Annotated in this window: 21 protein-coding genes; 11 read left to right on the plus strand and 10 right to left on the minus strand. The window is 49.2% G+C overall.

Going from position 1 to position 23,764, the window contains the following annotated elements:
- The first annotated feature begins 295 nt into the window (after nucleotides 1–295).
- Nucleotides 296–1,000, plus strand: a complete 705-nt coding sequence (locus tag DESTI_RS08060; RefSeq protein ID WP_014809469.1) for a YfgM family protein — start codon at nucleotides 296–298, stop codon at nucleotides 998–1,000.
- A gap of 38 nt (nucleotides 1,001–1,038) precedes the next feature.
- On the opposite strand, the gene DESTI_RS08065 is transcribed toward DESTI_RS08060, so the two are convergent.
- Nucleotides 1,039–1,254 (minus strand): hypothetical protein, encoded by a 216-nt coding sequence (locus DESTI_RS08065; RefSeq protein ID WP_014809470.1) that lies wholly within the window; start codon nucleotides 1,252–1,254, stop codon nucleotides 1,039–1,041.
- A 175-nt stretch (nucleotides 1,255–1,429) separates the two neighbouring features.
- On the opposite strand from DESTI_RS08065, the gene DESTI_RS08070 reads away from it, so the two are divergent.
- Nucleotides 1,430–1,705 (plus strand): HU family DNA-binding protein, encoded by a 276-nt coding sequence (locus DESTI_RS08070; protein ID WP_014809472.1) that lies wholly within the window; start codon nucleotides 1,430–1,432, stop codon nucleotides 1,703–1,705.
- 328 nt (nucleotides 1,706–2,033) lie between these two features.
- On the opposite strand, the gene DESTI_RS08075 is transcribed toward DESTI_RS08070, so the two are convergent.
- The 4 genes from DESTI_RS08075 to DESTI_RS08090 form a co-directional block, all read right to left on the minus strand.
- On the minus strand, nucleotides 2,034–2,615 hold the full coding sequence (locus DESTI_RS08075) for a hypothetical protein (protein ID WP_014809473.1): 582 nt from the start codon (nucleotides 2,613–2,615) through the stop codon (nucleotides 2,034–2,036).
- Nucleotides 2,616–3,175: 560 nt separating this feature from the next.
- On the minus strand, nucleotides 3,176–3,700 hold the full coding sequence (locus DESTI_RS08080) for a hypothetical protein (protein ID WP_014809474.1): 525 nt from the start codon (nucleotides 3,698–3,700) through the stop codon (nucleotides 3,176–3,178).
- A 4-nt stretch (nucleotides 3,701–3,704) separates the two neighbouring features.
- A complete protein-coding gene (locus DESTI_RS08085) occupies nucleotides 3,705–4,289 on the minus strand; it encodes an RNA polymerase sigma factor (protein ID WP_014809475.1) in 585 nt (194 codons plus the stop codon).
- A 126-nt stretch (nucleotides 4,290–4,415) separates the two neighbouring features.
- The gene (locus DESTI_RS08090; protein WP_014809476.1) at nucleotides 4,416–5,258 is read right to left on the minus strand and encodes an RNA polymerase factor sigma-32; all 843 of its coding nucleotides are present in this window, start codon (nucleotides 5,256–5,258) and stop codon (nucleotides 4,416–4,418) included.
- Nucleotides 5,259–5,411: 153 nt separating this feature from the next.
- Between DESTI_RS08090 and DESTI_RS30660 the strand changes: the two genes are divergently transcribed.
- Nucleotides 5,412–5,702, plus strand: coding sequence for a hypothetical protein (locus DESTI_RS30660; protein ID WP_157212124.1), 291 nt, complete (start codon nucleotides 5,412–5,414; stop codon nucleotides 5,700–5,702).
- A gap of 44 nt (nucleotides 5,703–5,746) precedes the next feature.
- Here DESTI_RS30660 and DESTI_RS08100 read toward each other — a convergent pair whose 3' ends face one another.
- The 4 genes from DESTI_RS08100 to DESTI_RS08110 form a co-directional block, all read right to left on the minus strand.
- Nucleotides 5,747–8,260, minus strand: coding sequence for a Lon protease family protein (locus DESTI_RS08100; protein WP_014809478.1), 2,514 nt, complete (start codon nucleotides 8,258–8,260; stop codon nucleotides 5,747–5,749).
- 146 nt (nucleotides 8,261–8,406) lie between these two features.
- The gene (locus DESTI_RS30665; RefSeq protein WP_014809479.1) at nucleotides 8,407–8,580 is read right to left on the minus strand and encodes a hypothetical protein; all 174 of its coding nucleotides are present in this window, start codon (nucleotides 8,578–8,580) and stop codon (nucleotides 8,407–8,409) included.
- Between the two features lie 19 nt (nucleotides 8,581–8,599).
- A complete protein-coding gene (locus tag DESTI_RS08105; RefSeq protein WP_014809480.1) occupies nucleotides 8,600–9,013 on the minus strand; it encodes a hypothetical protein in 414 nt (137 codons plus the stop codon).
- A 59-nt stretch (nucleotides 9,014–9,072) separates the two neighbouring features.
- The gene (locus DESTI_RS08110) at nucleotides 9,073–9,681 is read right to left on the minus strand and encodes a D-sedoheptulose-7-phosphate isomerase (protein ID WP_014809481.1); all 609 of its coding nucleotides are present in this window, start codon (nucleotides 9,679–9,681) and stop codon (nucleotides 9,073–9,075) included.
- Between the two features lie 357 nt (nucleotides 9,682–10,038).
- Here DESTI_RS08110 and DESTI_RS08115 point away from each other — a divergent pair, with 357 nt between their 5' ends.
- The 8 genes from DESTI_RS08115 to DESTI_RS08150 all read left to right on the plus strand — a co-directional run bounded on the left by DESTI_RS08115 (nucleotide 10,039) and on the right by DESTI_RS08150 (nucleotide 21,373).
- Entirely contained in the window at nucleotides 10,039–12,036 is a 1,998-nt protein-coding gene (locus DESTI_RS08115; RefSeq protein WP_014809482.1) for a ribonuclease catalytic domain-containing protein, read from the plus strand.
- 64 nt (nucleotides 12,037–12,100) lie between these two features.
- Nucleotides 12,101–15,943 carry a serine/threonine-protein kinase gene (locus DESTI_RS08120; protein ID WP_014809483.1) on the plus strand — a complete coding sequence of 1,281 codons (3,843 nt, stop codon included), beginning with the start codon at nucleotides 12,101–12,103 and terminating at the stop codon, nucleotides 15,941–15,943.
- Nucleotides 15,944–16,034: 91 nt separating this feature from the next.
- On the plus strand, nucleotides 16,035–16,661 hold the full coding sequence (locus DESTI_RS08125; protein ID WP_014809484.1) for an NUDIX hydrolase: 627 nt from the start codon (nucleotides 16,035–16,037) through the stop codon (nucleotides 16,659–16,661).
- Nucleotides 16,654–16,866, plus strand: a complete 213-nt coding sequence (locus tag DESTI_RS31710; RefSeq protein WP_014809485.1) for an FmdE family protein — start codon at nucleotides 16,654–16,656, stop codon at nucleotides 16,864–16,866. Before DESTI_RS08125 ends, DESTI_RS31710 begins: the two co-directional genes overlap by 8 nt.
- A complete protein-coding gene (locus tag DESTI_RS08130) occupies nucleotides 16,811–17,470 on the plus strand; it encodes an MBL fold metallo-hydrolase (protein ID WP_014809486.1) in 660 nt (219 codons plus the stop codon). Before DESTI_RS31710 ends, DESTI_RS08130 begins: the two co-directional genes overlap by 56 nt.
- 336 nt (nucleotides 17,471–17,806) lie before the next feature.
- A complete protein-coding gene (locus DESTI_RS08140) occupies nucleotides 17,807–19,360 on the plus strand; it encodes an FG-GAP repeat domain-containing protein (RefSeq protein ID WP_014809487.1) in 1,554 nt (517 codons plus the stop codon).
- 193 nt (nucleotides 19,361–19,553) lie between these two features.
- The gene (locus DESTI_RS08145; protein WP_014809488.1) at nucleotides 19,554–20,732 is read left to right on the plus strand and encodes an AAA family ATPase; all 1,179 of its coding nucleotides are present in this window, start codon (nucleotides 19,554–19,556) and stop codon (nucleotides 20,730–20,732) included.
- Nucleotides 20,729–21,373, plus strand: a complete 645-nt coding sequence (locus DESTI_RS08150; protein ID WP_014809489.1) for a DUF4276 family protein — start codon at nucleotides 20,729–20,731, stop codon at nucleotides 21,371–21,373. The genes DESTI_RS08145 and DESTI_RS08150 overlap by 4 nt, the downstream gene beginning before the upstream one ends.
- 146 nt (nucleotides 21,374–21,519) lie before the next feature.
- Here the strand turns inward: DESTI_RS08150 and DESTI_RS08155 are convergent, their stop codons facing one another.
- Nucleotides 21,520–23,619, minus strand: a complete 2,100-nt coding sequence (locus DESTI_RS08155; protein ID WP_014809490.1) for a sodium-translocating pyrophosphatase — start codon at nucleotides 23,617–23,619, stop codon at nucleotides 21,520–21,522.
- Between the last annotated feature and the right edge of the window lie 145 nt (nucleotides 23,620–23,764).

Below are 23,764 nucleotides of genomic sequence, written 5' to 3' on the forward strand. Positions count from 1 at the left end.
ATAACTCGATTTCATGTTCCCGATCAAGCGCTTTGCGGTCCGGTACATCGTCTGCATATCGGGTTTCGGCTGGTTCAAGGCTGTACAGAGGCTTTCAAAGCCTGAGAAAGGATTGCATTGACTTGCGACTCTTAATCGGCTATCCATTTAGGTTATTCCGTTTCGGCCACTCGTCTCGAGTGTGACAACAAAGCCGTATATTCCACCGTCAGGTCTGAGCCGTTGTTGGCACGGCAGAACGCATGCGTTCGGAAGACTGTGACACGCATACGATCAAGAAGCGAGGTGTTTGACTTTGGCTGATAAGAAAATCACGCGCAAGGAGCTTCTTAAAGAACCGGATGAGTTCCTCACGCTCTCTACAAAAATAATCCGTCATGCCAGACTGAACCCGCGGATGTACGGAGCGGCATTTGCCGCGCTCATAGTTATTGTTCTCGCAGTGCTGGGGTGGTTTGCCTATAGTCACCAGCAGGAGGTCAGGAGTCACGAGCTGTTCGAACAGGCCTACACATCGTACGAGCAACTGACAAACCAGAGTTCTCCGACTCCGGAACAGTCGGACAAAGCTTTTCAAGAATTCGATCGTATCGCCAAAGAATACCCCTCCCGTACCGGCGGCGAAATGGCGCTGCTCTATTCAGCCCATGTTTTGTACAAGAAGCAAGACTACAAGGACGCTCTTGAACGATATAGCCGACTTCAAAGCTCGAGTCTCGTGCAACACGGATTGGGACCGCTGGTTACCTATCATCTGGCAATGACACGCATGGCGATGAAGGAATACGATCAAGCTCTTGCTCTCTTTGACCAACTCTCGAAAGACACGCTTTCTCCATATCGTCGAGAAGCATATTCTTCTATTGCCAAGACCTACGAACTGATGGGCAAGAACAAAGAAGCAGTTCAAGCATACAAACAGTACCTGAAAATGTTTCCTGAAGCTCCGGACGCCTCTTTTGTGAAGACCCGGATTATGGATCTTTCGGCCAAAGGGTAAGCCCGAGGAGGAATTCCTCCCCTCGGGTCGGAACCTCTTCACAGGCGCTGAATAAAGACATCTGCTTCCATAACCCACACTTCGAACTCATTGTCTTCAGCATCGATACGATAGGATCCCTTGATGTCGTCTGAATCGAATGCCTGCAATTCGATCAACTGATCCAGAATCGATCGCACTTCTTTGAACTCCAAATCATCTTCACAAGCGATATTAAAGCTTCTTCCCGAATGGAGAAAGGGTATAAATTCCATGCTTCACTTCCTCTTGGGGAAGCTTAAGACACATTGTCACCGCGGTCAAGCGAAGACAGGCAAGTGCTAACACTATGATATTTCTTGACAGCCTAAGACAGAGTATGTATAAAACGCTCGTAAGCATATTTTTGTCTCATTATGAGAATTGTATTGGCGAAAGGAGGAGTCAACAATGACCAAGTCCGATCTGGTGGCAAAACTTGCCGAAGAAGCTGGAATATCGAAAAAAGCTGCCCTGGCGGCGCTCGACTCTGTAGTGACTGCTATTCACGATGTTCTGAGCAAAGGTGAAAAAGTTCGTATTACCGATCTCGGTAGTTTCAGTATCGTTAAAAGACAGGCACGACAGGGCGTAAATCCCAGGACAGGCAAGCCGATTAAGATTCCGCCGACCCAGGCGCCTAAGTTCAGCCCGGCAAAAGCTCTGAAGGACTCGGTCAAGAAATAACGAAGTCCGATTGAGAGCAATAAGATAATTTCCGCTTTTTACCGAGCGTACTTTGATTAATGAAAACATCCGGGGGGGGCCGTGTATACGGCCCTCTATGAGAATAGTGCTTCCATCTGTATGAAAATATTCCGGTATATTCCTCTGATACTGCTGATGCTCACGATGGTTTCGTGCTCCGCCCTTTTGGACGGTAAGTTTACCCCCCGAGATGGCAAACAATCACCATACAAAGCGAATACCGACCCGTACGAGCCCCCAAAAGACCCTTCTTCTCGACTGTAGACTCTGTGACCTATAAAAAAGGTGGCGTCATCGCCGAGCACTTTCAATAAACATCATCAAAATCACGCCACATACCCGGCGGTCCGGGAGGCAGACGTCTGGAGCGATCGCCTTGAGGCGGTCCCATTCTTGGAGGAGTAGGGGCACCTGGACCGGGCCGGGGACGAATCATCTGACGCAATTCTTTCTGAAAATCTTTGAGAAACAAGATGAGCTCCGCTTGTTGCCTTACGGTGAGCAAGGAAGAGACTTCATTGTAAAGCTCATCCTGCAGGGCTTCCAATTTCTTCCTTTTTTCACGGACATCAGCAATGATGGGGCTCAATTTATTCGGATCTTCTTGACCCCGAGGACTCTTGAGAATGTCCCTCAAGGTCTGGAAATCGTTCGCAAGAGATTGTTGAATTTCTTTGCGGTTTGACAGGAACTTCTTGCGAATTTCCATTATTTTGTCCGCGGTTTGTTTATCCAGATCCAGAGCTTCCATCATTTTCCACATGGTGAGGAACTCCAGACGTTCCTGAATTTTCTCCGGATCGCGTTTCTGAAAGTCCTGTTCCTTGGCGTGGGCCTGAACAGGAATCGCTAAAAGCAATACGAGGAGAAAAACGAATAAAGGGTGCATCTATACGCTCCTTGTTCCAAATAACTATTCGTACCAATTTGCTTTCAAACTCAGAGGAAAATCTCCACTAACCTCCCTTTACTAAAGGGGGAATGGGTGCATAGGCGCTAACTTAGCGTGCTCTTGGTCGTTTGTTCCGGAGGAACAACTGGCAATAGGCCGGCGATTCATCGCCGGTTAAGGAAAAACCTTATGATTTCGAGTCCCGGAGGGACGGCTGATACACAAATTCCCGGCAATGAAGAAACTGTTGCAAAACTGTTTGGAGCAACGAAATCGTGGCACGATTCATCATCCTTGTAGGGGCAGGTCTCGTGCCTGCCCTCTCGCAATGACCGGCACGGAGGCCGGTCACTACCGGGCACCTACGAGGGGCGCCCCTACAATCAGGCCGGAAAGCCGGCGAGAAGATCGTGCCACGATATGGGATGAATTTCGACTTTTGAGACAGTCTCTGAATTACCGGGCTATTTTCTTTAGTCCCTGCGGGACAAAGAATTGCAGAAAAGTCAGCGCCTATGCGGAATGGAAGCATTTTGAATGCAAAATCAGAACATTTTCTAGCCATGTTCTTCTTCAACCTCAAACCAACTCACGGCAATGTCATCCTGCCTGAGGCCACGGACTTCAATCGTTAAATCCTGGGCCTGAAAAGGGAGCGTTTCCTGGGACAACGGCCCCATGGCCATATCCAGTTCTTCCATGAGAATTGTTGCCTGCTGTGGGTCATCAATGGCATAGCGGCCACGGTCCGGTATGAAGCAAAAGACCGCAAAAAACGAAATAGCGGCAGCCAGGAATGTTCCGGCAATTTTCCAATTGTACGAAGATCTATTCAGGAATTCTTTTTCCCTGATACGGGCTTCTAATGTGCTCTCATAAGAATCCCAGAATTCCGAACCGGGAATTGGAGGATTGCAGAGTCCTGCCGTATGGAAAAGCAGTTGTGTCTCTGCTTGGATGCGGGCACACGATTCACACGCTGCAATATGATGCTCCAGCCAGTTTTTCCGATCGACGTCCAATCCTTCATCCAAGTCTTCGATGATGAACTTTTCTGCTCGAGCACATTCAAGGGTCTTCATACGCTCACCCTTTCTCAGGATAGGGAACTCTTCCGTTGTCGTTTGCATAGCCACGTGCTTCGCCGAACAGCATTTTTTGCCGGAGAGTTTTGACAGCCTGGAAGAAATTTCCACGCGCTCCGCCTTCAGTTCCCCCCATTACGGCTGCGATTTCTTTGTAATCCATATTTTCGTAAATTCTCAGAATAAACGTTACTCTTTGTTTTTCGGGAAGTTGTTCGATCGCGTCTCTCAAAGATTTGCGCATTCGCGCGGAATCCAACAGATCGGAAACAGACGCGGATTCGTCGGGGAAATCGTCGAAATCGCAATCGGCAATAGGAGAACGCTTTCTCACTCTCAGATGATCGCGAACTGCATTGAGAGCGATGCTGTACAACCATGTTTTGAATGAAGAGGCCATCATGAATCCGGGCAGTCCCTCGTATACTTTGAGGAAAACGGTTTGAGAAATATCTTTTGCGTCTTCCTGGTCCCGTACCAACCTCAAAATCATCATGGTGAGGGGTTTAGCATATCTTCTCACAAGTTCGGAAAAAGCATCTTTTCTGCCTTTCCGAAATTGCTGCACAAGATCGTCATCGTTCATCACCTGTCTCATTCTTTTCAATTAGACGAAAAAGACATGCGAACGTTATACGTCAAATCTGCTTTTTTGGTAAATAAGGTAGGTTCGGAAAGAGATGCAGGGGACGAATCCCCTGCATAGTGAAGTCTAGGCGGCCAGTTCGGAACGCAAGTAATTGCCACGGAGCTTTTCCAGAGCGCTTCTTTCAATCTGACGCGCTCGCTCGCGGGTAATACCGAAGTGTTTTCCCAATTCCTTTAGCGTCACAGGATCTTCTGCCAGAATCCTTTGTTCTACAATGTACTTTTCTCGAGGATTGAGTGTCTCGAGAGCGTTAACAGCCCACATTCTCAGGTCCTGTTGCGCTTCGTAATCGGAAAGCGTTTCTTCCTGATCGGGTCTTTCATCTTTCAGAGTATCTGCAAAAGAGTCTCGAGATTGATCGCCGATCAAATCGTCCAACGACAAGTCATGTGCCTTGAGACGTGCAGCCATTTCTATTACTTCATCCTGCGTAACACTTATCTTGTCTGCAAGTTTGGCAACATTCTCAAGATGATTTTCCATATCACGAGCCTCGGGAAGATCGGAAACCCGATAAAAAAGCTTTCGTTGAGCCTGGGTTGTTCCTATTTTCACGAGTGACCATGATTTTATGATAAAATTCTGAATGTATGCTTTAATCCACCAAATAGCATACGAAATAAGCCTGTATCCTCGATCGGGATCAAATCGTTCAACTGCTTTCATGAGGCCGATATTGCCTTCCTGAATGAGATCCATAAGTTTCACACCGTAGTTCCTGTAACCCAGTGCCACTTTGATTACGAATCTCAAATTTGACGTGATCAGCGTTTTTGCGGCCTCTTCATCTTTCTGATCACGGTACCGGACTGCAAGAAGATATTCTGACTCTCTGTCCAAAATCGCATAGCGTTCTATTTGAGAAAGATATATCCTCAGTCCGTCAGTTTCGATGGGGTAATTCATATTTCATTCCTCCCGGTTGTTGTGCCGCGGCATGTCCAACCATATGGATGCACGTGATAAGAAAATGGTTCGTACATTTTCCATAGATTCATAAACCCTACTTTCAGCAGAATGCACATTTGACATCCATTCTGCGTTCATGAGGACGGAACGATGTTCCTGAGGAAACTTTTGACGAGAATTCAGGGAGAATTCCTCGTTTGGAAACAAACGCACTCCAGAGAACAGAACACGCAGTTCACCCCAGACAATGCATACGTACATGACCAATCTCCCCCAATTCCCTCAAATCAAGAATTCCGTGGATCCGATGTCAGGAGTAATACAAAGGCAAGAGAGCTAGAAAAAGAGTTTGATGAGCTACTGAAGAGGCGATCCAAAAATAGCCTGCCTGAAAACGAAGACGTTTCAGATAAAGTTCACAATCCAAGGTCGCTCGGTTGAATGGTAGAGTGTATTTCACACTCTACCATTCACACAACTCTCTCCTATACGGAATTTTCACTCGGAGGCGCTTCCGAAGACTCGTCTTTCCCTTCCTCCCCCTTCGATTCTTCCGCCGGGGTCTCAAATTCTTTCAAACCTTCAGACAATTCATCAAGGCGGTTGTTCACTAAATAATTAATGGAGTCCTCTGGGAAATTACCTTCTTCATCGGGGATACCAGCCGGCTTCCCTGTTAAAATCTCAATTCCCTGATCGACATGCTGCACTGCCCAGATGTGAAAATTACCTTTTCTCACTTCTTCCAGGACTTCAGAGTCCACCATGAGATCGCCTATGTTGCGTGCGGGAATCATGACCCCCTGTTTGCCTGTGAATCCCATGCTCTTGCAGACTTTAAAAAAGCCTTCAATTTTTTGGTTTACCCCTCCAATGGGTTGCACTTCTCCGTGCTGGTTCACACTGCCGGTAACAGCGATCCCCTGGTCTATCGGGACCTCAGACAATGCACTCAGTATCGCGTAAAGCTCTGTGGACGATGCCGAATCTCCATCCACGCCTCCGTACGATTGCTCGAAGGTGATGCTCGCAGTCAGGTTCAGAGGCTTGTCCTGTGCGAAGCGGCCTCTCAGAAATCCGGTCAATATGAGAGTGCCTTTATTGTACGTGTGGCCGGAAAGCTCTGCTTCCCGTTCGATTGAGACAATTCCCAACTTTCCCATGCTGGTCTTTACGGTAATTCTTGAAGGACGTCCAAAGGAGAACTCCGGAAAACTGTAAACACTGAGCCCATTTATCTGGCCCACTCTTTCTCCTTGTGTGTCGATCATGATGATCCCGTCAGTCACGTACTCGTGGATTTTGTCCTCGATCATATTGAGCCGTTCAATCCTGTCTCTATTTGCAGCTTCCACGAATTCCGCGCTGATCATCTCTGCATGAGCTTGTCGTGCATCGAAATCGGCTTCCCTCAGCAGGTCACTTACGCGCTCGAATTGAGCTGTAATCTTTTTTTTCCTGCCGCCCCAGCGAACGGCCAACTTTGCCAGTGCAATCAGTCCTGAAGCATCACAGGGGAGGAGATTTTCTTCTTTGCACAGATGGGAAACGAAACCGGCGAGTTGTCGAAGATTCGATTCCGTATTGGGTATGGAAGTATCAAAATCGGCTTTGATTTTAAAAACTTTCCTGAAATCCTCTTCATACCAGTGGAGAAGATCGTAGATCTCCGGTTCACCGATCATGATCACTTTAATATTGATTGGGATCGGCTCGGGTTTCAGCGCCGACGTGAACAGAAAACTGTACGGATCTGTTTGTATCTCAACCATGGAGTTTCGGAGGCTTCTCTTCAGAGCAGGCCATACCCCAACTTCGAGTATAGCATCCCTCGCATTGAGGATGAGATACCCACCGTTTGCATTGAGAAAGCTGCCGGCCTTAATGTGGAGATAATCGGAAAGCCACATTCCACTCCGGTCCATGGCCCGCTCAATCGTTCCGAACAGGTTTCTGAAGGTTGGGGTGGTTTCGATTACTATTGGCGGTTTAGTGGTTTCTGAATTATCCACCAGAAGATTCACTTCATAGTCTCTAAATTGACTGGGATCCGGTGGTACCAGCATGGGCGGCCCAGCAGGTTCGCCTCCCGCTCCCTGGGGGGTGATCAGTTTCGGCCGGAAACGATCCAGATGATTCACCGTATCGTCTTCTATTTCGTCGAGATAAGCCCGTACGGAATCCACGGTGAATTCATCATGGATCGGATTCAAGACTTCTTTGATAAACGGGTGCACCCAGTCTTTGGAGAGCTTTTCCAGATCTTCCTGGATGGTCTTTTCTATATCTCGTGCGGCCTTGAATATCTTTTCCATCTCTTGAGAGAGTTCTTTGTGCTGCTGCTTTATCCGCGCAAGCTCGTCCGCAGAAAATTTTCCTTCTTCCACGAGTTGTTCGAGCTGATCGATCTTCATGGGATTTCCGACGATAACCGGTGCAAGATCCGGCCGAGTGAATGGGCCGACCTGTACCTGTACCATCATGAAATTCTGTTGATTGACTTTATTTTCGAAATTCTTGAACAGCGCTTTTTGGGCACCCATATGACGGTTAACGATTTCGTTTCTGGCAGTCTGAAATTCTTCGCTCTCGAAAATTGCAGGAATCTTCTTCTTCAGAGAATTGACCAGATCATTCATCCTGGCCTTGAACTTTCGACCTTCGCCCGCTGTGAGAGCTATTAACCTCGGCTGGCTGGGATTCTTGAAATTGTTCACATAGCACAGGTCGTCAGGAATGGGACCTTCCACATTGAACTCGTCCAGCAGCCGTTTGACGGTCGCCATACGACCGGTTCCATTATATCCGGAGACATACACGTTGTAGCCATAAGCATTCATGGCCAAGCCGCGTTTGATGGCTTTTACGGCTCTGTCCTGGCCGATTATGTCCTCCTGCGGCTCGATGTTCTCAGTCGTATTGTTCAGTATTCCGTCTTCAGGAGGGTTCCAGGTAAGATCTGCCACAGATAACCGAAGCTCTTCTCTCAAGTTGGTCATAGTTTTTACCCTAATTGCAGAATTTTCTCGGATCTCCGAGCACTTTTGACTACACTTTAAGACAAACAGCCTATGAGTTCTGTTTGCGAAGAATTTCCAAAATTGATACTGCACATAAAAAAAAAGTATGATTTGCTTTGGTTCGGCTACAGTTTTATAAGCTCTTTTATCTCCTGCTTGGTCCAGGGAAACAGCGGATCTTTTGCCTCCCAGAGCAGATCGAGGACCTCCTTTTCCTGGAGAACCCCTTTCTTCTTGAGGAGCTTAATTAACTCTATCACTACTTGACCGGAATCGAACCCGTAATGACTGTCCTGCATTGTGCGTCTCCAGGCACACTCATTTGCTCAGTGTGCGTAACATCTGCAAGTATTCCCTCAACACATCGACAACCTCGATGGGTGGATCGAGAAAAGAAATTCCAACGGTGAACGCATGTCCCAGGGCTGTCGGACGTCTTTCGTACCAGTCAACTTGCGCTATTAACTCGAGCACTCCGAATCTCTTTCCAAGATCCAGCGAAATTTCGAGTGAATTACGGCCGTACGTTGATTCCGTGAACGAAAGGTGAAAATCATCAACTTCCATGGTCGGTGTTTCAAATACCAGACCGATAAGATTGAGGGACTTGGTCACGGCCTTCTGTTGGGACGATCTGCGGTCTGATTCCATGCCATGGACCACGGTGAATTTGAATGGAATTTGAACCTCGGCCGTATGGGCCGGCAATCGCGTACCAACTTTTTCGCTCATATCCCGTCCAATCTTCGTAGCTGCAGCCGTACTGGACCGCGCTTGTTCGTAAATTGCGGTCAAATTGCCTTTGAACCGGCAAAAGCGGTTCCAAAGAGCATTTCGTCCACTATTTCCACAAGAGTATGGCCTATAATCTGGTGCACTTCTTGTATCCTTGGAGTCGGACCGCCTTGTACACTCAGATAATAGGTGCAAGCGTTCTGCATCGGACTTTCGACGGGGCCGCCGATTCCGACAGTAATGAGACCGTTTTGTTGCGCGGCAGTCAATGCCCGGATTACGTTCGGGGATTTACCTGAAGTGCTGATGCCGATAGCTGCATCCCCCCTGGTACCGAGAGCCCGTACTTGTTTTTCGAATACCTCTTCATAGCCGAAGTCATTCGCTATGGAGGTCATCACCGAAGAATCTGTCGTCAAAGCGACAGCAGCCAGTGGAGGTCTATCGATAAGATATCGGTTGACAAATTCGGCGGCAATGTGCTGAGCATCGGCTGCGGAGCCGCCATTTCCGAAAAGAATGATCTTTTTCCCCTCTCGCAAAACAGAGACAAGTGCGCGCGCAATGTGCTCCATGATCTCCAAGTTTTCGCTCAGGAATTCGGCTCTAAGCTTTTGACTGGCCTCAAAGATTTCCAGTATGCGCGATTTCACCGTGTTCGGCATGCGTATCGTGTGCACCTCTTGGATTTCTTCATATCACAGACACGTGAAATAATGAACTATACATTGTTTATGGGAATATCTCTTCTCCCGGTCCGATTCGGAAAAGCGGCTATTTACTTACCGAATGCTTTAGAGCACAATAGACGACGTTTTCGGGCTCAAAAATCAGTAGCCTCCGGCCGTTCAATCTTGTTAAATTAAACGGGAAGGAAAATCAATTCGAATTATTCGGGAGCCGCAATAAGATCTGAGGATCAAAGCTGCCGTTAAGAATAAATGCTATTCTGCCGAGAGGTAATTCGGCGGTTGAAATCTCGATTATGAGTGGCGGAACCCGAGATACGAAAACGGTAGTCAATGAGTTTTCAAAAGAACGATATAGTCGATTATTACGAGAATTGCAGGATTTCCTGTGGGTTGATTGTCGATGTCGACGATCGCAAGCTGAAAGTGCTGAACGATCAGGGCAAAGAGACCAAAATTTCGTCCAGCAGAGCTTTAACGACAGGAACAGACCCGGCTTTCCCCTTCTCCGGCACCAAAGAAGAACAAGTGAGGAGATTGAAAGAGCTCTCCGCATCGAGAGATGCCCTGAAGAGAAACATCGATCTCAAAGAATTGTGGGAAGTCGTCGGCGATGTAACCAGAGAAATCGACATCAGCGATTTGAGTGAATTATTTTTCGGAAACCAAATCGATCAGAATAAGACTGCCTCCCTCATTAGAGCTATCTTTGAAGACAGGGTCTATTTCAAAATAGGGCAGGGCTCTATTGAAGTACCTTCCCAAAATCAGGTCAAGCAGGCGCTCGTTCAGCGTGAAAAGGAATTGCAGCGCCGTCAACTGATCGAGCAGTCGGCCAAGTTTCTCAGCCAAATCAAATCCTCCGAGGAATTGAAAGCAACCGATGCACCGGAAGACCTGATTCTCATGCTGGAAGAAGCGGCTTTGGCCGGAAAAGACTGGATGTTGTTCAAACAGGTGAAAGAGATCTTCCTTCAGGCCGGACTGATTCCCCAGTGGGACCCCTTCAAAGTCCTTGTGCGATTGGGAAAATGGTCTGAAGACGAAAACATAACGCTACGCGCCGAGAGAATTCCTGTAGAGTTTTCATCCGAAGCGTTAGCAGGAGCGGAACACGCCTCGAAAAAACCTCTTCCCGACATAACCTTCTTCTCGGGCCAGGATCTGTTGGCTATCGATTCCTCCACCACACGGGACGTGGATGACGCTATCAGTTTATCCAGAGACGGCGATCATCTCGTCCTGGGGGTGCATATCACCGATGCAAGTTATTACGTGGAACACAATTCTTCACTCGATCTCGAAATACGGGATCGTGCGACGTCGATATATCTTCCTGAAATAACTATCCCTATGATGCCGAGAGTGCTTTCCGAACAGGCAGCAAGTCTCGAATCGGGACAAGACCGACTCGCTCTCACAGTGCTGGTGAGGTTCGGGCCGGAAATGCAGCTTCTGGATTTCGCGCTGAAGAGATCCATAATCAGGATTAACCAGCGGCTGACGTATGAAGAAGCTGAAGAAAAGATAGCAGTACCTGGGTCGACGGAAGCGCTGATGTTTGCCGTTGCTTCTTCCCTGAGGCAGAAGAGAATCGAATCTGGGGCAATCATCTTCAAAGATCCGGAGATCTCTGTACGAGTCAATCATGCCGGAGAAATAGAGGTTTTCGTTCGCAACAGAGAAACCCCTGCTCAGATTCTCGTCTCGGAAATGATGATCCTGGCCAACAATTTGTTTGCCCGGTATCTTCGAGACAACAAAATTCCGGGCATATTCAGGAGCCAAGGCCCCCCCTTGGAAAAGATAGAGCTCGGGGAGGAGTACGATCCGGTTGCATCGTACCGCAGCAAGAAAGTTCTTGCCCGCGGCGACTTGAGCACGGACCCGGATGCTCACTCAACCCTGGGTTTAGATATCTATACCACGGCATCATCGCCGCTGAGACGTTATCCCGACTTGATCGTTCAACGACAACTCAAGGCCGCTCTTGAGGGAGCGACTCTGCTAAGACCCCAGGAATTGGAGAGAATCCTGGATCAGATCATACCTCGATTGGATCGTGCGGCTTCATTGGAGCGAGAAAGACAAAAGTACTTTCTCCTCAAATACCTTGAAAAGCGAAAGGCGCAGGAGTTCCAAGCCATAGTGCTACATCGATTCCCTCGATTTTACCTTGTGCAGATTACGGACCTGGCACTTAATGCCGTATTACGCACCCCTGCCGGAACGAATTTGAGTCCGGGGGAAAGGGTAGTTACGAAAATCGAAAAAGTCAGCCCGAGAGACGACCGGCTGACATTGTCCTTGGTATCCGCCAATCCTGTCTGATATGGAGTGCACGAGTTCTGTTTAGTTTGACTGAGGCACTCGAACTCTAAGAAACGAATCGGAAGTGGAAAAAATATCCATCAAAATAATACCTACACCTGCCACTCAGGATATGTCTGCGGCAAGCATTGAGAAATTGGCTCGCATCACGAAAATTCCCGAGGAGAAGCTTCGGGAGCGTATATCCCGTGGCAAAGCCATATCGATCACGACAGCTCCGCATCCGAAGCTGGACAAGCTCCTGGAACTGATCAGGCGAATCGGTTTTTCGGTGGCCACCGGCCCAGCCACAAGTAAAGCGATCAGCTCGAAAACCGACACCTCGACGTTTCCTTCCCGCGGATTGAGAACCGAGGCCGGTGAGTGGCGCATCGGTGACTTTATAGAGAACCTGTACGAAGTAAAAGACATAAAACAGGGGGGAATGGGGTCGGTCTACATTGTGCGCCATGCGCGATGGAACTCGATGATGGCGGTAAAATCCCTCCAGCACAAATTTCGTGAGAACGAGGAAGATCGTGCACTCTTCCTCAAAGAAGCGGAAACCTGGATTGACATCGGATTCCACCCCAATATAGCCGCCTGCTACTACGTCAGGAACATTAAAGAGAGCCCCAGAATCTTCATCGAATATGTGGATGGAGGCGGCTTGAATGAGTGGCTTGCCAGACGCAAGAATGTGGGTTGGGATCTGCTCCTGGACTTAATGGTTCAAGTCAGTGACGGACTGCATCACGCCCACACGAAAGGTCTGGTGCACCGGGACGTCAAACCCGGAAACTGCATGATAACGAAAGACGGTATCCTGAAAGTCACGGATTTCGGACTCACCAAGCGCAGGAATCAAGATATCGCGTCTGACCATTCCCCTGGCACTACAGCCGAAATCACTCTGGATCGAGAATCCATTACTGCCGCGGGTATGGGAACTCCCGGGTACATGGCTCCGGAGATGTGGATTCCCCATGCTGAAGTGGGACCTCCGGCGGACATGTATGCTTTTGGTGTCATGTTTTTTGAGCTGTGTTGCGGCCGCAAACCTTTCCTGGTTAAACCCGGCGAAAAAAGAGACAAATTGGCGCTGGCTCACGTGAAGAAAGCTCCGCCCAGACCCCAGACTCTTCGACCCGACATCCCGGCGGAAATAGAAGATCTTATTCTAAGATGTTTGTCGAAACATCCGGAGAATCGCTATCCGACTTTTCGCGACATTCGACAAGAACTCCAGTCCATGTACGAGAAGATTTGCGGCAGGCGTTTTTCGCGGGAAACCCCCGATGAGGTGAAGCTCCTTTCCGACGCATTGAACAATCGTGCAGTATCTCTCATGGACTTGAATCACGAAGATGAGGCAAGACAGAGATTGCGTGAAGCCCTCGATTCGGATCCTCATCACCCTGAAGCCACGTACAATTTGGGCTTGCTTGATTGGATCAAGACCAAGAACCCCGATCCGGAACTTATGGTCAGACTTGAGGAAGTGATAAAAACCCCCGAATACACGGGAAGGGGATCCTATTTGCTGGGACGCTGCTGCCTCGGTGTCGGCGATGTCCAGAAGGCTCTCAAAGCTTGTGAACAGGCAATTTCTTCCGAGGATTCGCACGAGGAATGGCTCAAGTCTTACGCAATCGCCCTCATCGGAGCCAATCGAAACGAGGATGCTGTCAATTATCTCGAGACTTACGTGAACGAATTCCCCAATGACGAAGACGCTATGGGGTGGCTCATCGGAGCGCTTCAAACAAGCGGACGAACAGATGCAGTTGCCGCTAAACTAAATGGGATACCGGGTTCATCCTCTCTGAAAGGTCAAACTGCGCACGAAATAGCAGATACGTACCGTTTCAGCGTATTGACCGAAATGATGAAACTTACAGGTCATACTGGGTGGATAACGTGTATGGCCCTGTTCCCACGTTCCGGAAAGCTCCTGACCGGCTCTCGGGATCGTACGCTTCGGATCTGGAACTTGGAGGAAGGGCGTGAAGAGAAAAGTTTCAATGTCGTGGGCGAACCCCCGGCGGCCCTCTGGATTTCCCCTGACGAACAAATCATTGCCATTGCCTCAGCACAACCCGGAGTCCCGGTAAAGTTGCTCGATCTGACATCCGGGCGCTTTCAAGGTAATCTCCTCGTACAGGGCAAGCTGAGCGATCTGGGTTTTTCTCCGGATGGCAAACAGATTCTCACCGTTGAGCAGAAAGGCGCCGCTCGCCTGTGGGATACTTCAGATTTTAAGGCCCAGACTTTCCAGATACCTACGCACACAGTTGCTGCTGTCTCATATGACGCCGGCGGTCGGCCGTACATTTTCTTGACCGCCATTGACCGCATCATTCGCAAAGTGAATCCCCTGGATTCGACTACCGACGCTTATGAACGGCATCACCGGGAACTGATTACGGTACTTGGGGTAAGTGCCGACGGCAGCCGCATTTTAAGCTGCGGTCGCGACAAACAGGCGATTCTCTGGGACACGGCCGACGGAACCGTTTTGAGTTCCTTTCTTGCACATCAGGATATTCCTTCCCTGGCAGTGATTAATCTAAACAGAGAACTCGCTGCTACCTATGACCCCAAATCGGGCATCAAGGTTTGGGATGCGAAGAGCGGTACGGTGTTTCGAAGCTTTGCTCCAGGGGACAGCGACATAAACTGTATTGCATTCGGTCCCGAAGGAAAGACGGTATTGGCAGGAAGTAGAGATATGAACATCCGAATATGGGATGTTCAAGGTCGCCAAATCATCCCGACCTTCGCGCTCACGAAAATCAGGCCCATCACAAAGCAGGCAAAGTCGGAAAAGAAGTACCATGCTATGGTGGAGACGGCCAAGAAAGCGATAAAACGCGGATCGTACGCGATGGCTTATTCTCTGCTCCGAGATTCCCAAATGCTGGCCGGATATGAACGATCGGACACTACGTTGGATTTGATTGTCCGTTTGAGGGACCACGGGCGACGCGTTGGATTGCATGGGGCTTGGAAACGTAAAGATGTGGAGACAACCTCCGGGGTCATGGATATAGCATTTTCGCCATCCGCAATCTATTTTACCACTGCCCATGCCGACCATACGATTCGATTGTGGAGCACGACGACTGGAGAAAATATCAAAGTATTCAAGGGGCATACCAATCTCGTCACATCCCTGGCGTTGTCCGTGAACGGAAGAGAAATGATCTCCGGGAGCGACGATCGCTCTGCCAGAGTGTGGGACATTAACACGGGAAGGAATTATCTCGTCTTGAAGGGACACACCGAGAGCGTCAGCTCGGTGGATTACGCTCGCGACGGGAGCATGGCTGCAACCGGGTCATGGGATTGTACCAGCAGGATATGGCGATTGCCGGAAGGTTCCCAGGTCAAGGTTCTCAAGGGACATGACGAAAGGGTCACGTCGATTGCTTTCGGCCAGGACCCCGGATATCTTGTCACAGCCGGATACGACGGAATTGTCAAAATGTGGGAAATCTCTTCCGGACGCGTTCTGCGCGACCTCAAAGGCCATAAGGACCGAATTATGTGTCTGGAGGTTTCTCCTGCGGGAGATCTGCTCATTTCCGCCTCCATGGACGGAACGGTGAGAGTGTGGGACTTCAGGAAAGGCACATGCCTTAGGGTTCTTGAAGTCAACGAAATGGGAGTCCGGACTGCAGCGTTCTCACAAGATCAAAAGTACCTCGTAACTGGCGGGCCTGATACCGTACTGAGGATCTGGGATATCGAAAAAGGTGAGTGCCAGAGAGCGTTCCAGGGCCATTCACGAGAAATTACCGGGGCCAAGTTTTCATCCAACGGGCGATTTGTGGTAAGTTCATCGGTAGATGGAAATGTCATGATCTGGGAATTGGATTGGGACTGGGAATTTGACCCGCAGAAGAACAATGAAAGACCTGTATAAAAGCAATTTTTGCCTCGATAAGTGATCCAACGGCCTTACTCTCTCCTGTGTTTGGCTCCATTTGTTTCGCTATCTGGTGTTTGAGACAATCATGATTCGAAAAAACAGACCAATATGGAAACTTCCCGATTTTGAGGACAGGCTGGAAAAGATCCTCAGCACGAGACAGAAACTGGTCCTGCCGCCTGACAACAATATTACTGCTGCGGTGCTCGTTCCGTTGTTTTGCAAGAACGGATCGCGTCACGTGCTCTTGACCAAAAGATCCGATTTTGTTGAGCACCACAGAGGGGAAATCTCTTTTCCCGGAGGGAAACTCGACGCGTGTGACATTACGATCCTGGATTGCGCTCTTCGGGAAACAGCGGAAGAAATCGGAGTAGATCCGGCTCACGTGCGGATACTAGGCGAATTGGATGATTTCTATACTGTGGCCACCGGTTTTCGGGTGATTCCTTTTGTGGGACTTATCCCATATCCGTATGAGTTCCGGACCAGCGTTCGCGAGATTTCAGGACTCTTGGACGTGCCACTGGACGTGTTCTTCGATCCCGCAAAACGGTCTGAAGAGATCTGGATGATTCGAGATGAACCTGTGGAAGTAGTTTCCTATCTCTGGGAAGGACACAACATCTGGGGAGCAACAGCTCGCATTCTCAAACATTTCACAGAAATTACCGAGGAATGGCAAGGTGTTCAGGATGAATCCAATGACTGATGGACAGCTCCCTCAGGATTTCCTGAAATGTGTGGATTTTCACGGTCATGTGTGTCCCGGTCTGGCTATAGGATACGCCGCTGTCAGACGCGTGGGGCTCCTGTCGAGACACGATTCTTACTGCTTTATTGAAGAAAAGGTTTCATCATATGAAAGTAGCAGATCATTTTTATGTATATTTATGGGACAATCCCCGAGAGAATAACTGCAATACGGTTTTCATTGATGGCAAAGTTCCCGTGCTTATAGATCCGGGACATCTGCATCGCGTACCCAATCTCAAAGAGCGTATGATTGCAGACGGTGTCGACCCTGAAAAAGTCAAGGTCGTCATAGTCACCCATGCCCACCCCGACCATTTTGGCGGCGCTACGGCATTCAAACATGCCAAGACAGCGCTATCCCTTCAAGAGGAAGAGTTCATCGAGAAAGTGGCTGCTCCAATGTACGCGCGTCAGGGCGCGGAGATGCCTAATTACAGGATCGACTTCTACTTGCAGGACGGCGATCTCATTCTGGGAAAACACGAATTCCGGATACTCCTGACACCCGGCCACAGTCCGGGAGGATTATCTGTGTATTGGCCGCGCTACAAGGCATTGTTCCCCGGAGATGTGGTATTTTCTCAGAGTATCGGCCGGGTAGATTTACCAGGTGGAGACGTCAAGGCGCTGCAGGGAAGCGTGCAAAAATTATCCGAGCTGGAAGTGGATCTGATCGTTCCCGGTCATGGGCCTGCGATTCAAGGGGCATCGAATGTCCTCAAGAACTTTGATTTCATTAAGAAAGCTTTCTTCGGCGCGATGTAGCGAACCGATGTACAAAAATTCGGCAGGCTGCGGCCAAAACTTTATACAAATTAAAACTTAATAATTCTGGTCGATTATGAAAAGCACGCTCCGATGTTCAAAAATTTTGACAAACTATGACCTGATTTTCGAATTGTTGATGGATGGCTGGTTCAATGAAGTTGGCTGCAACGTGGTGAATTCAGGAGATAAATTAGGGGTGAGCCGGTTCCGATTTGAAATGGCACGCAGATTGCTCTATACCGGGTCAAGAAAAAGAATCTATTCCTCCTACGCCAACTGCAATTCGACAGTTGGTTTTTTTTTGAATGTGACGGTTAGCGGAAGACAAATCTGATGATGGTGATTAAGAACAGCTCGGCTCGATTCCGGGTTGCGGTGATTGCCTTTTTTTTCATATTCCTGTGTTCATCTTTTTCTTCAGGCGAATCCCCCCGCAAAATACTCGTATTGCCGTTTCACGTCGAGAGTTTGGAACGGGATCTGCTGAATTTCAGCGACCATGTAAATCGAAGTGTTCGGAAAGCGATGGAGAATCTCGGCAGCGAATTCTCTTTGGAACCGGAACGATCGTCACGAGAATTGCTGAAAGAGAAAAGCGCGCCTGAAACCGAAGAAGAAGCTCTATCCATTGCTCTGGAAAATCATGCGGACCTGGTGGTGTACGGATTTCTCACCCAGGATGAGTCCCAGTTCCGATTGAAAGGGGTCATGTGGGACGTCTCGAGCGGTAGAGCGATAGTGTCCACCGATATGACGGTTGCAAACATTCACGCGCTTGCCGGCGTGTTGCAGCTTTTTATCGCATCACTCGACAAACGATTGCACGGGACTCCTCGACTCACCTTTTATCAAAGCGAACCGCCTGTTTCTCCGGATCTGAAGCAATTACATCGACTGCCGACGTTAGTGGCTCTTCCCAGGAACACAGGACCGTGGAGAAGCTCAGAAATCGGATCTGCCCTGCTCGGTCTCGATGTGGGAGATCTCGACGGTGACAAGAAGAATGAGATTGTGTTCCTGGAGGAATCGGGGCTCACCATTCACCGATTCGAAAACGGCACGTTGAGGCCGCTCACACAATTTGCTGAATCTCCTGCCCAGTACATCAGTGCCGAAATCGAGGATTTGGATGGGGACGGAATAGCAGAGCTCATCCTTTGCTATCAGACTCCCGCAGGTGTGGAGTCCGCAGTAGCACGGTATCTCAACAGAAATTTCAGGATCGTAACCAAACTGCGCCATGTGATACTCAAGAGCATACGTGACGACATCGGGAATACCAAAAAGAGGATTCTTGTAGGACAGAGAACCGATGCTGCCGACATGTTTTCAGGAGAAATGGTTCTGTATAATCTGCAGGGAGATACCGTCAAAGAGGACGGAAACATCCAGTTGCCACCGGGAACTCTGATCCTGAGTTACGATTCCGGCGAACTCGGCAAACCGGGTCAGCATTTCAGGGCTATTTTGAATCAAGATCAACGGCTGATGTTGTTCGATCGCGAGAATCGGCTTATTTCCAGCGTGTCTGATCGAATATTCGGACATTATCGGCGGCTGCGTATTCTGGCAGGTTCGACCATGCGGCAAATCATATGTCCCGGAAGGATTTTCATAGCCGATACAAAAGGAGAAGGAGAAAACGAACTCCTGGTCATGAAAAGCAGCGATCGAGGCAGTTACATCCAGGCACTCGGATGGAACGGCACTCAACTCGCCGAAAAATGGAAGACCGTGGAAAACCAGGGAAACATCTCAGATTTCAGGATACGCGATTTTAAGAATGCAGGTAATCAATCTCTCGTGATGATACTCGTCAAACCCATGCAGTTTCTCGCCCTCTCAGGCCCACGAAGCGTAATTTTCGCATTCGATCTGCTCCGGTAATTACTTCCACGCCAAGCATCCCCGGAACAAAATGCCACAGAACGTAGATCCGGATCACGCGTAAAATCCTGGAGAATTACAGGACAAATCGTTGGTGAGAAGATGTCGTCCTCATTTTAACGAACATTCTTGACGCCTTGTTCAGAACAAAGTACGTTGCGGAACCAATTAGCAGGTCTTTGGGGCATATGAAATGGACTGGCGACTTACCTCAATTGAAATTCAAGGATATCGGCCGTTCAAGGAAGCTGTATTCACCTTGGGTCCTTTGGTTGTGCTGGTTGGAGCAAATGGAGCAGGGAAGTCCAGCCTTTTTGAGTTCCTAAGATTTTTGAGGGATAGTGCATATCAGGAACTCCCTGCTGAAATTGTTGCTGGCTCTATCGGTCAACAAATTTTCCATATTCCGGGACCGGAGAAATTTTCCTGGAAAGCCGAAATCGATACCCGTCAGAGCGTTCCTATTGTTTACGAAGGGGAGGTCCTCGGTCCGGTAGGCCGCGTTCATGTCTCATCATTGATAGTGAGATCCCAAAGACCAGTAGGAGGAAATCTTAAACCATTCGTACTCATGGAAGTTCATGAACGTAAGGGGGAGGCATATGAATTTGACCCAGTTGAAGATCGCTACATTAGTCAAAAGATCGAGTTGACGAAAGCTAACCAGTCAGCTCTCAGCATTATGACAAATCCTGCATTTACGACGTTATACAATTTGAAAGAATATCTTACTGGGTGGCGATTTTACAGCTCTTTCGCGATAGCAAACGAGAAGATTAGAAGATCAGTACCTGTAGAACAGGAACCGGTCCTGCATGAAGATGCCGGCAATCTGAGTTCAGTGCTTCACTATCTTATGCTCGAGCACCGTGAACAATTCGATGAGCTACAACAGTTCCTGCGCTTAACCATCCCGGGTTTTGCAGGGTTATCCGTAAAAGCGCGAGGCGGCCCCGGAGAGGTGATGGCCTTTTGGCAAGAAAAGGGGATAGATCGGGAATTGAGTCTCGCCGATTTGGCTGATGGAATACTCAGGCTCATTTGTTGGGCCACTATTTGTGTTCATCCCCATCCACCGCGACTCATTTGCATTGATGAGCCGGACCAGGGAGTTCATCCAAGAACGCTGCCGATTTTGGCCGGTTTTTTTCAGAAGGCATCTGAGCGGACCCAGATACTATTGGCCACCCACGCATCATATTTCTTGACTCAGTTTGATCTGGAGCATATCGCTGTCATGCGAAAAAATATGGGAAGGGCGGAATTCGTGCGACCTCATGACTCAGCCGCGCTCAGAGCAAATCTGGAAGACTTCGGGCCCGAAGAATTGGAGGCACTGCATCGGAGTGATGAACTGGAGCAACTTCCATGAAAGTGCTGGTATATGTGGAAGGTCCCTCCGATAAAGCTGCCATGGAAACTTTGCTATCCCCTCTTCTGGAACGTAAACAGCGTGAAGGTGTTCGCATCAGTTTCCATGAGGCACCTACTGGCGACAGGAAGAAATCGGTTCTCCTCAAGATTCCGGTTAAGGCAGTCAACATACTGCGTAACGATCCTGAAACTATGGTTGTGGCTCTACCGGATTTGTATCCGAAAAATAAAGGATTTCCCCATTCAACTCCAGAGGAATTGCGGTCAGGAGTGATAGACCAATTCGAGAAAGCTCTTGTCAACAAGGGAGTTGAAGATCATAGGATGTTAAACCGGTTCAAGGTCTTCTGCTTCAAACACGATATGGAAGCGCTACTTCTTGCGGCAGAAGACTCGCTCAGACAACGTATAGGCCCACCGCGACTCATGTGCTCGTGGATTCACCCTGTAGAGAACCAAAATCACGACATACCGCCCAAGCGGGTTGTGGAAGAGGTGTTTTCTCAACGGAATCAAAGATACCGAGATACCGTGGATGCACCAATGATTCTCGCCGAAGCCGAATATCAAGATTTGATGGAGGAGTGCAATCAGTGTTTTCGACCGTTTGTTGAATTTCTGGAAAACTGCCGAGAATAACTGCCTGGTGTCCATCCTACCGATTCTCATCGTGACTCACTGACTTTATCTGTTCATGCTCGGCAACTAACCATAAAAAAAGGGAAAACCCTTTTCGGAGTTTTCCCTAATTCAACAGTAATCGAAACGAATCGATTTATAAATTCTTACATAACGAAGGGGACAACCAACAAGGCCACCATGTTGACGACCTTGATAACCGGGTTCAGAGCCGGGCCCGCGGTATCTTTGTACGGGTCGCCGACGGTGTCGCCGGTAACAGCGGCTTTGTGAGCCTCAGAGCCCTTGCCGCCCAGATTGCCTTCTTCGATGTATTTCTTCGCGTTATCCCAGGTGGCTCCACCGGTGGTCATTGCGATCGCGAGGAACAGCCCCACTACGATACTACCGATGAGAGCGCCGCCGAGAGCTTCTCTACCAAGACCGGGGATGAATGCCACGGCCAGCGGAATGGCAACGGGCAGGAGAGAAGGAATAACCATTTCCCTCTGGGCTGCCGCAGTAACCAGGTCCACGCATTTGCCGTATTCGGCTTTGACTCCCGGTAATCCTTCCTTGAGTCCTGCGATTTCACGGAACTGTCTTCGCACTTCGTCAACGATGGCGCCGGCTGCCTTGCCCACCGCGAGCATACAAAGAGCTGCAAAGAAGTAAGGAATGATCCCGCCGATAAGAAGTCCGACGATAATCTTGGGATTGGAAAGATCGAACGACATTGCCTTACCGGAAAGCTCTTCAATCGCTCTTGTGTACTCGGCAAAGAGCACCAGAGCTGCGAGAGCAGCGGAGCCGATGGCATAGCCTTTGGTAACCGCTTTGGTGGTATTTCCAACTGCGTCCAACGGGTCGGTTCTGTTACGTACTTCGTCGGACAGTTCGGCCATTTCAGCAATACCGCCCGCGTTGTCGGTAATAGGACCGTAGGAGTCGATGGCAACGACCATACCGGTCATGGAAAGCATGGAAACAACCGTAATTGCAATGCCGTACAGACCCGTTCCTGTGCCGCCCTGTACTCCGGAAAAACCGCCGCCCATTCCGTACCCGATCAGTATTGATACCGCGAGCACGATAACAGGCAACACGGTGGACATCATACCAATAGCCAATCCGGCGATGATGTTGGTGCCGTGACCGGTGGAGCTGGCTTTGGACACGTACTTAACCGGACCGTACATACCCGTGAAATACTCGGTGATGACAACGATCAAGCCGGTGAGAACGAGACCGAGTACTGCCATCCAGAATACGTTGATAGCGCTGATTTCATAGCCGCCGCCCTTGGGAGGACCCAGGGGAAGTTTCTGAGCGACAAAATAAAAGGCGATAGCAGCCAGGATGCCGGCAACAGCCAAGCCTTTGTAAAGGGCGCCCATAATGTACAGGTCCTTCTCTGCCTGACTTTTGCTGAGGCGGACAAAAAATGTTCCAATGATGGACGCGATGATGGCCACACCACCGACAAAGAGTGGCAGATAAAAAGCCGGTTTGTCGATTCCGCCGTAAATAGTGCTGCCGAGTAGCATGGCCGCCACAATGGTGACCGTGTACGTTTCGTACAAGTCAGCAGCCATACCCGCACAGTCACCAACGTTGTCGCCAACGTTGTCCGCGATAACACCAGCATTGCGGGGATCGTCCTCGGGAAGATCCGCTTCGACTTTACCGACCAAGTCGGCGCCGACGTCAGCAGCCTTGGTGTAGATACCACCGCCAACACGAGCAAAAACGCTCATGAGGGAGCTTCCGAAGCCCAGACCTACCAGTGCGCTGAAGATTTTGTGAGGATCGGGATCAGACGATTTGGCAAGCATGAAAAAACCGGCAACGCCCAAGAGCGCCAGACCGGTAACCACGATTCCTGTGACCGACCCACCCCTGAATGCAACGTCCATGGCATCCGGCAGGCTTTTGCTGGCCGCCGCCGCCACACGCACGTTCGCGTTTACGGAGACTTTCATTCCGAGAAAGCCTGCGAGACCGGAGCCCACTAGACCTACTATGAATCCGATTGCCGGCATTGAGCCAAGCGTTAACAAAAGAACGATAAAAAGGATAATCGCAATGATAGCGACCACTTTATACTGGCGGGTCAGATACGCCATAGCGCCTTCTGCAACGTAGCTGGAAATCTCTTGCATTCGCGCATTGCCGGCGTCCTGCTTAAAGACCCACCCGGCTGTAAAGAGGCTGTACGCCACTCCTATTGCTCCACAAATCAGTGCGATCCAAACGATCTGATCCATCCACCTACCTCCTTAGGTAAATAATTCGACCTCTTACACATGGGGAAACACGATTGTATCCGAGAAAACTATCCACAATTCCCGGTAATGTCAAGGATAAACACGCACAAGCGCTCTTTCCATGCCTCAGTTTTCAGGGAGACGA

Origin of the sequence: Desulfomonile tiedjei DSM 6799 (assembly GCF_000266945.1) — a bacterium.
Taxonomy (GTDB): Bacteria; Desulfobacterota; Desulfomonilia; order Desulfomonilales; family Desulfomonilaceae; genus Desulfomonile; species Desulfomonile tiedjei.

Excerpts from the sequence above, each read along its gene's own strand:
- DESTI_RS08140 (WP_014809487.1), top strand. The coding sequence starts at position 17,807 with ATGATGGTGATTAAGAACAGCTCGGCTCGATTCCGGGTTGCGGTGATT.
- DESTI_RS08090 (WP_014809476.1), bottom strand. The coding sequence starts at position 5,258 with ATGAATTACCCCATCGAAACTGACGGACTGAGGATATATCTTTCTCAA.
- DESTI_RS30665 (WP_014809479.1), bottom strand. The coding sequence starts at position 8,580 with ATGCAGGACAGTCATTACGGGTTCGATTCCGGTCAAGTAGTGATAGAG.
- DESTI_RS08150 (WP_014809489.1), top strand. The coding sequence starts at position 20,729 with ATGAAAGTGCTGGTATATGTGGAAGGTCCCTCCGATAAAGCTGCCATG.
- DESTI_RS08100 (WP_014809478.1), bottom strand. The coding sequence starts at position 8,260 with ATGACCAACTTGAGAGAAGAGCTTCGGTTATCTGTGGCAGATCTTACC.
- DESTI_RS08155 (WP_014809490.1), bottom strand. The coding sequence starts at position 23,619 with ATGGATCAGATCGTTTGGATCGCACTGATTTGTGGAGCAATAGGAGTG.
- DESTI_RS08125 (WP_014809484.1), top strand. The coding sequence starts at position 16,035 with ATGATTCGAAAAAACAGACCAATATGGAAACTTCCCGATTTTGAGGAC.
- DESTI_RS08085 (WP_014809475.1), bottom strand. The coding sequence starts at position 4,289 with ATGAACGATGACGATCTTGTGCAGCAATTTCGGAAAGGCAGAAAAGAT.
- DESTI_RS08145 (WP_014809488.1), top strand. The coding sequence starts at position 19,554 with ATGGACTGGCGACTTACCTCAATTGAAATTCAAGGATATCGGCCGTTC.
- DESTI_RS08075 (WP_014809473.1), bottom strand. The coding sequence starts at position 2,615 with ATGCACCCTTTATTCGTTTTTCTCCTCGTATTGCTTTTAGCGATTCCT.
- DESTI_RS08105 (WP_014809480.1), bottom strand. The coding sequence starts at position 9,013 with ATGAGCGAAAAAGTTGGTACGCGATTGCCGGCCCATACGGCCGAGGTT.
- DESTI_RS08080 (WP_014809474.1), bottom strand. The coding sequence starts at position 3,700 with ATGAAGACCCTTGAATGTGCTCGAGCAGAAAAGTTCATCATCGAAGAC.
- DESTI_RS08065 (WP_014809470.1), bottom strand. The coding sequence starts at position 1,254 with ATGGAATTTATACCCTTTCTCCATTCGGGAAGAAGCTTTAATATCGCT.
- DESTI_RS08130 (WP_014809486.1), top strand. The coding sequence starts at position 16,811 with ATGAAAGTAGCAGATCATTTTTATGTATATTTATGGGACAATCCCCGA.
- DESTI_RS08110 (WP_014809481.1), bottom strand. The coding sequence starts at position 9,681 with ATGCCGAACACGGTGAAATCGCGCATACTGGAAATCTTTGAGGCCAGT.
- DESTI_RS08115 (WP_014809482.1), top strand. The coding sequence starts at position 10,039 with ATGAGTTTTCAAAAGAACGATATAGTCGATTATTACGAGAATTGCAGG.
- DESTI_RS08070 (WP_014809472.1), top strand. The coding sequence starts at position 1,430 with ATGACCAAGTCCGATCTGGTGGCAAAACTTGCCGAAGAAGCTGGAATA.
- DESTI_RS30660 (WP_157212124.1), top strand. The coding sequence starts at position 5,412 with ATGTTCCTGAGGAAACTTTTGACGAGAATTCAGGGAGAATTCCTCGTT.
- DESTI_RS31710 (WP_014809485.1), top strand. The coding sequence starts at position 16,654 with ATGACTGATGGACAGCTCCCTCAGGATTTCCTGAAATGTGTGGATTTT.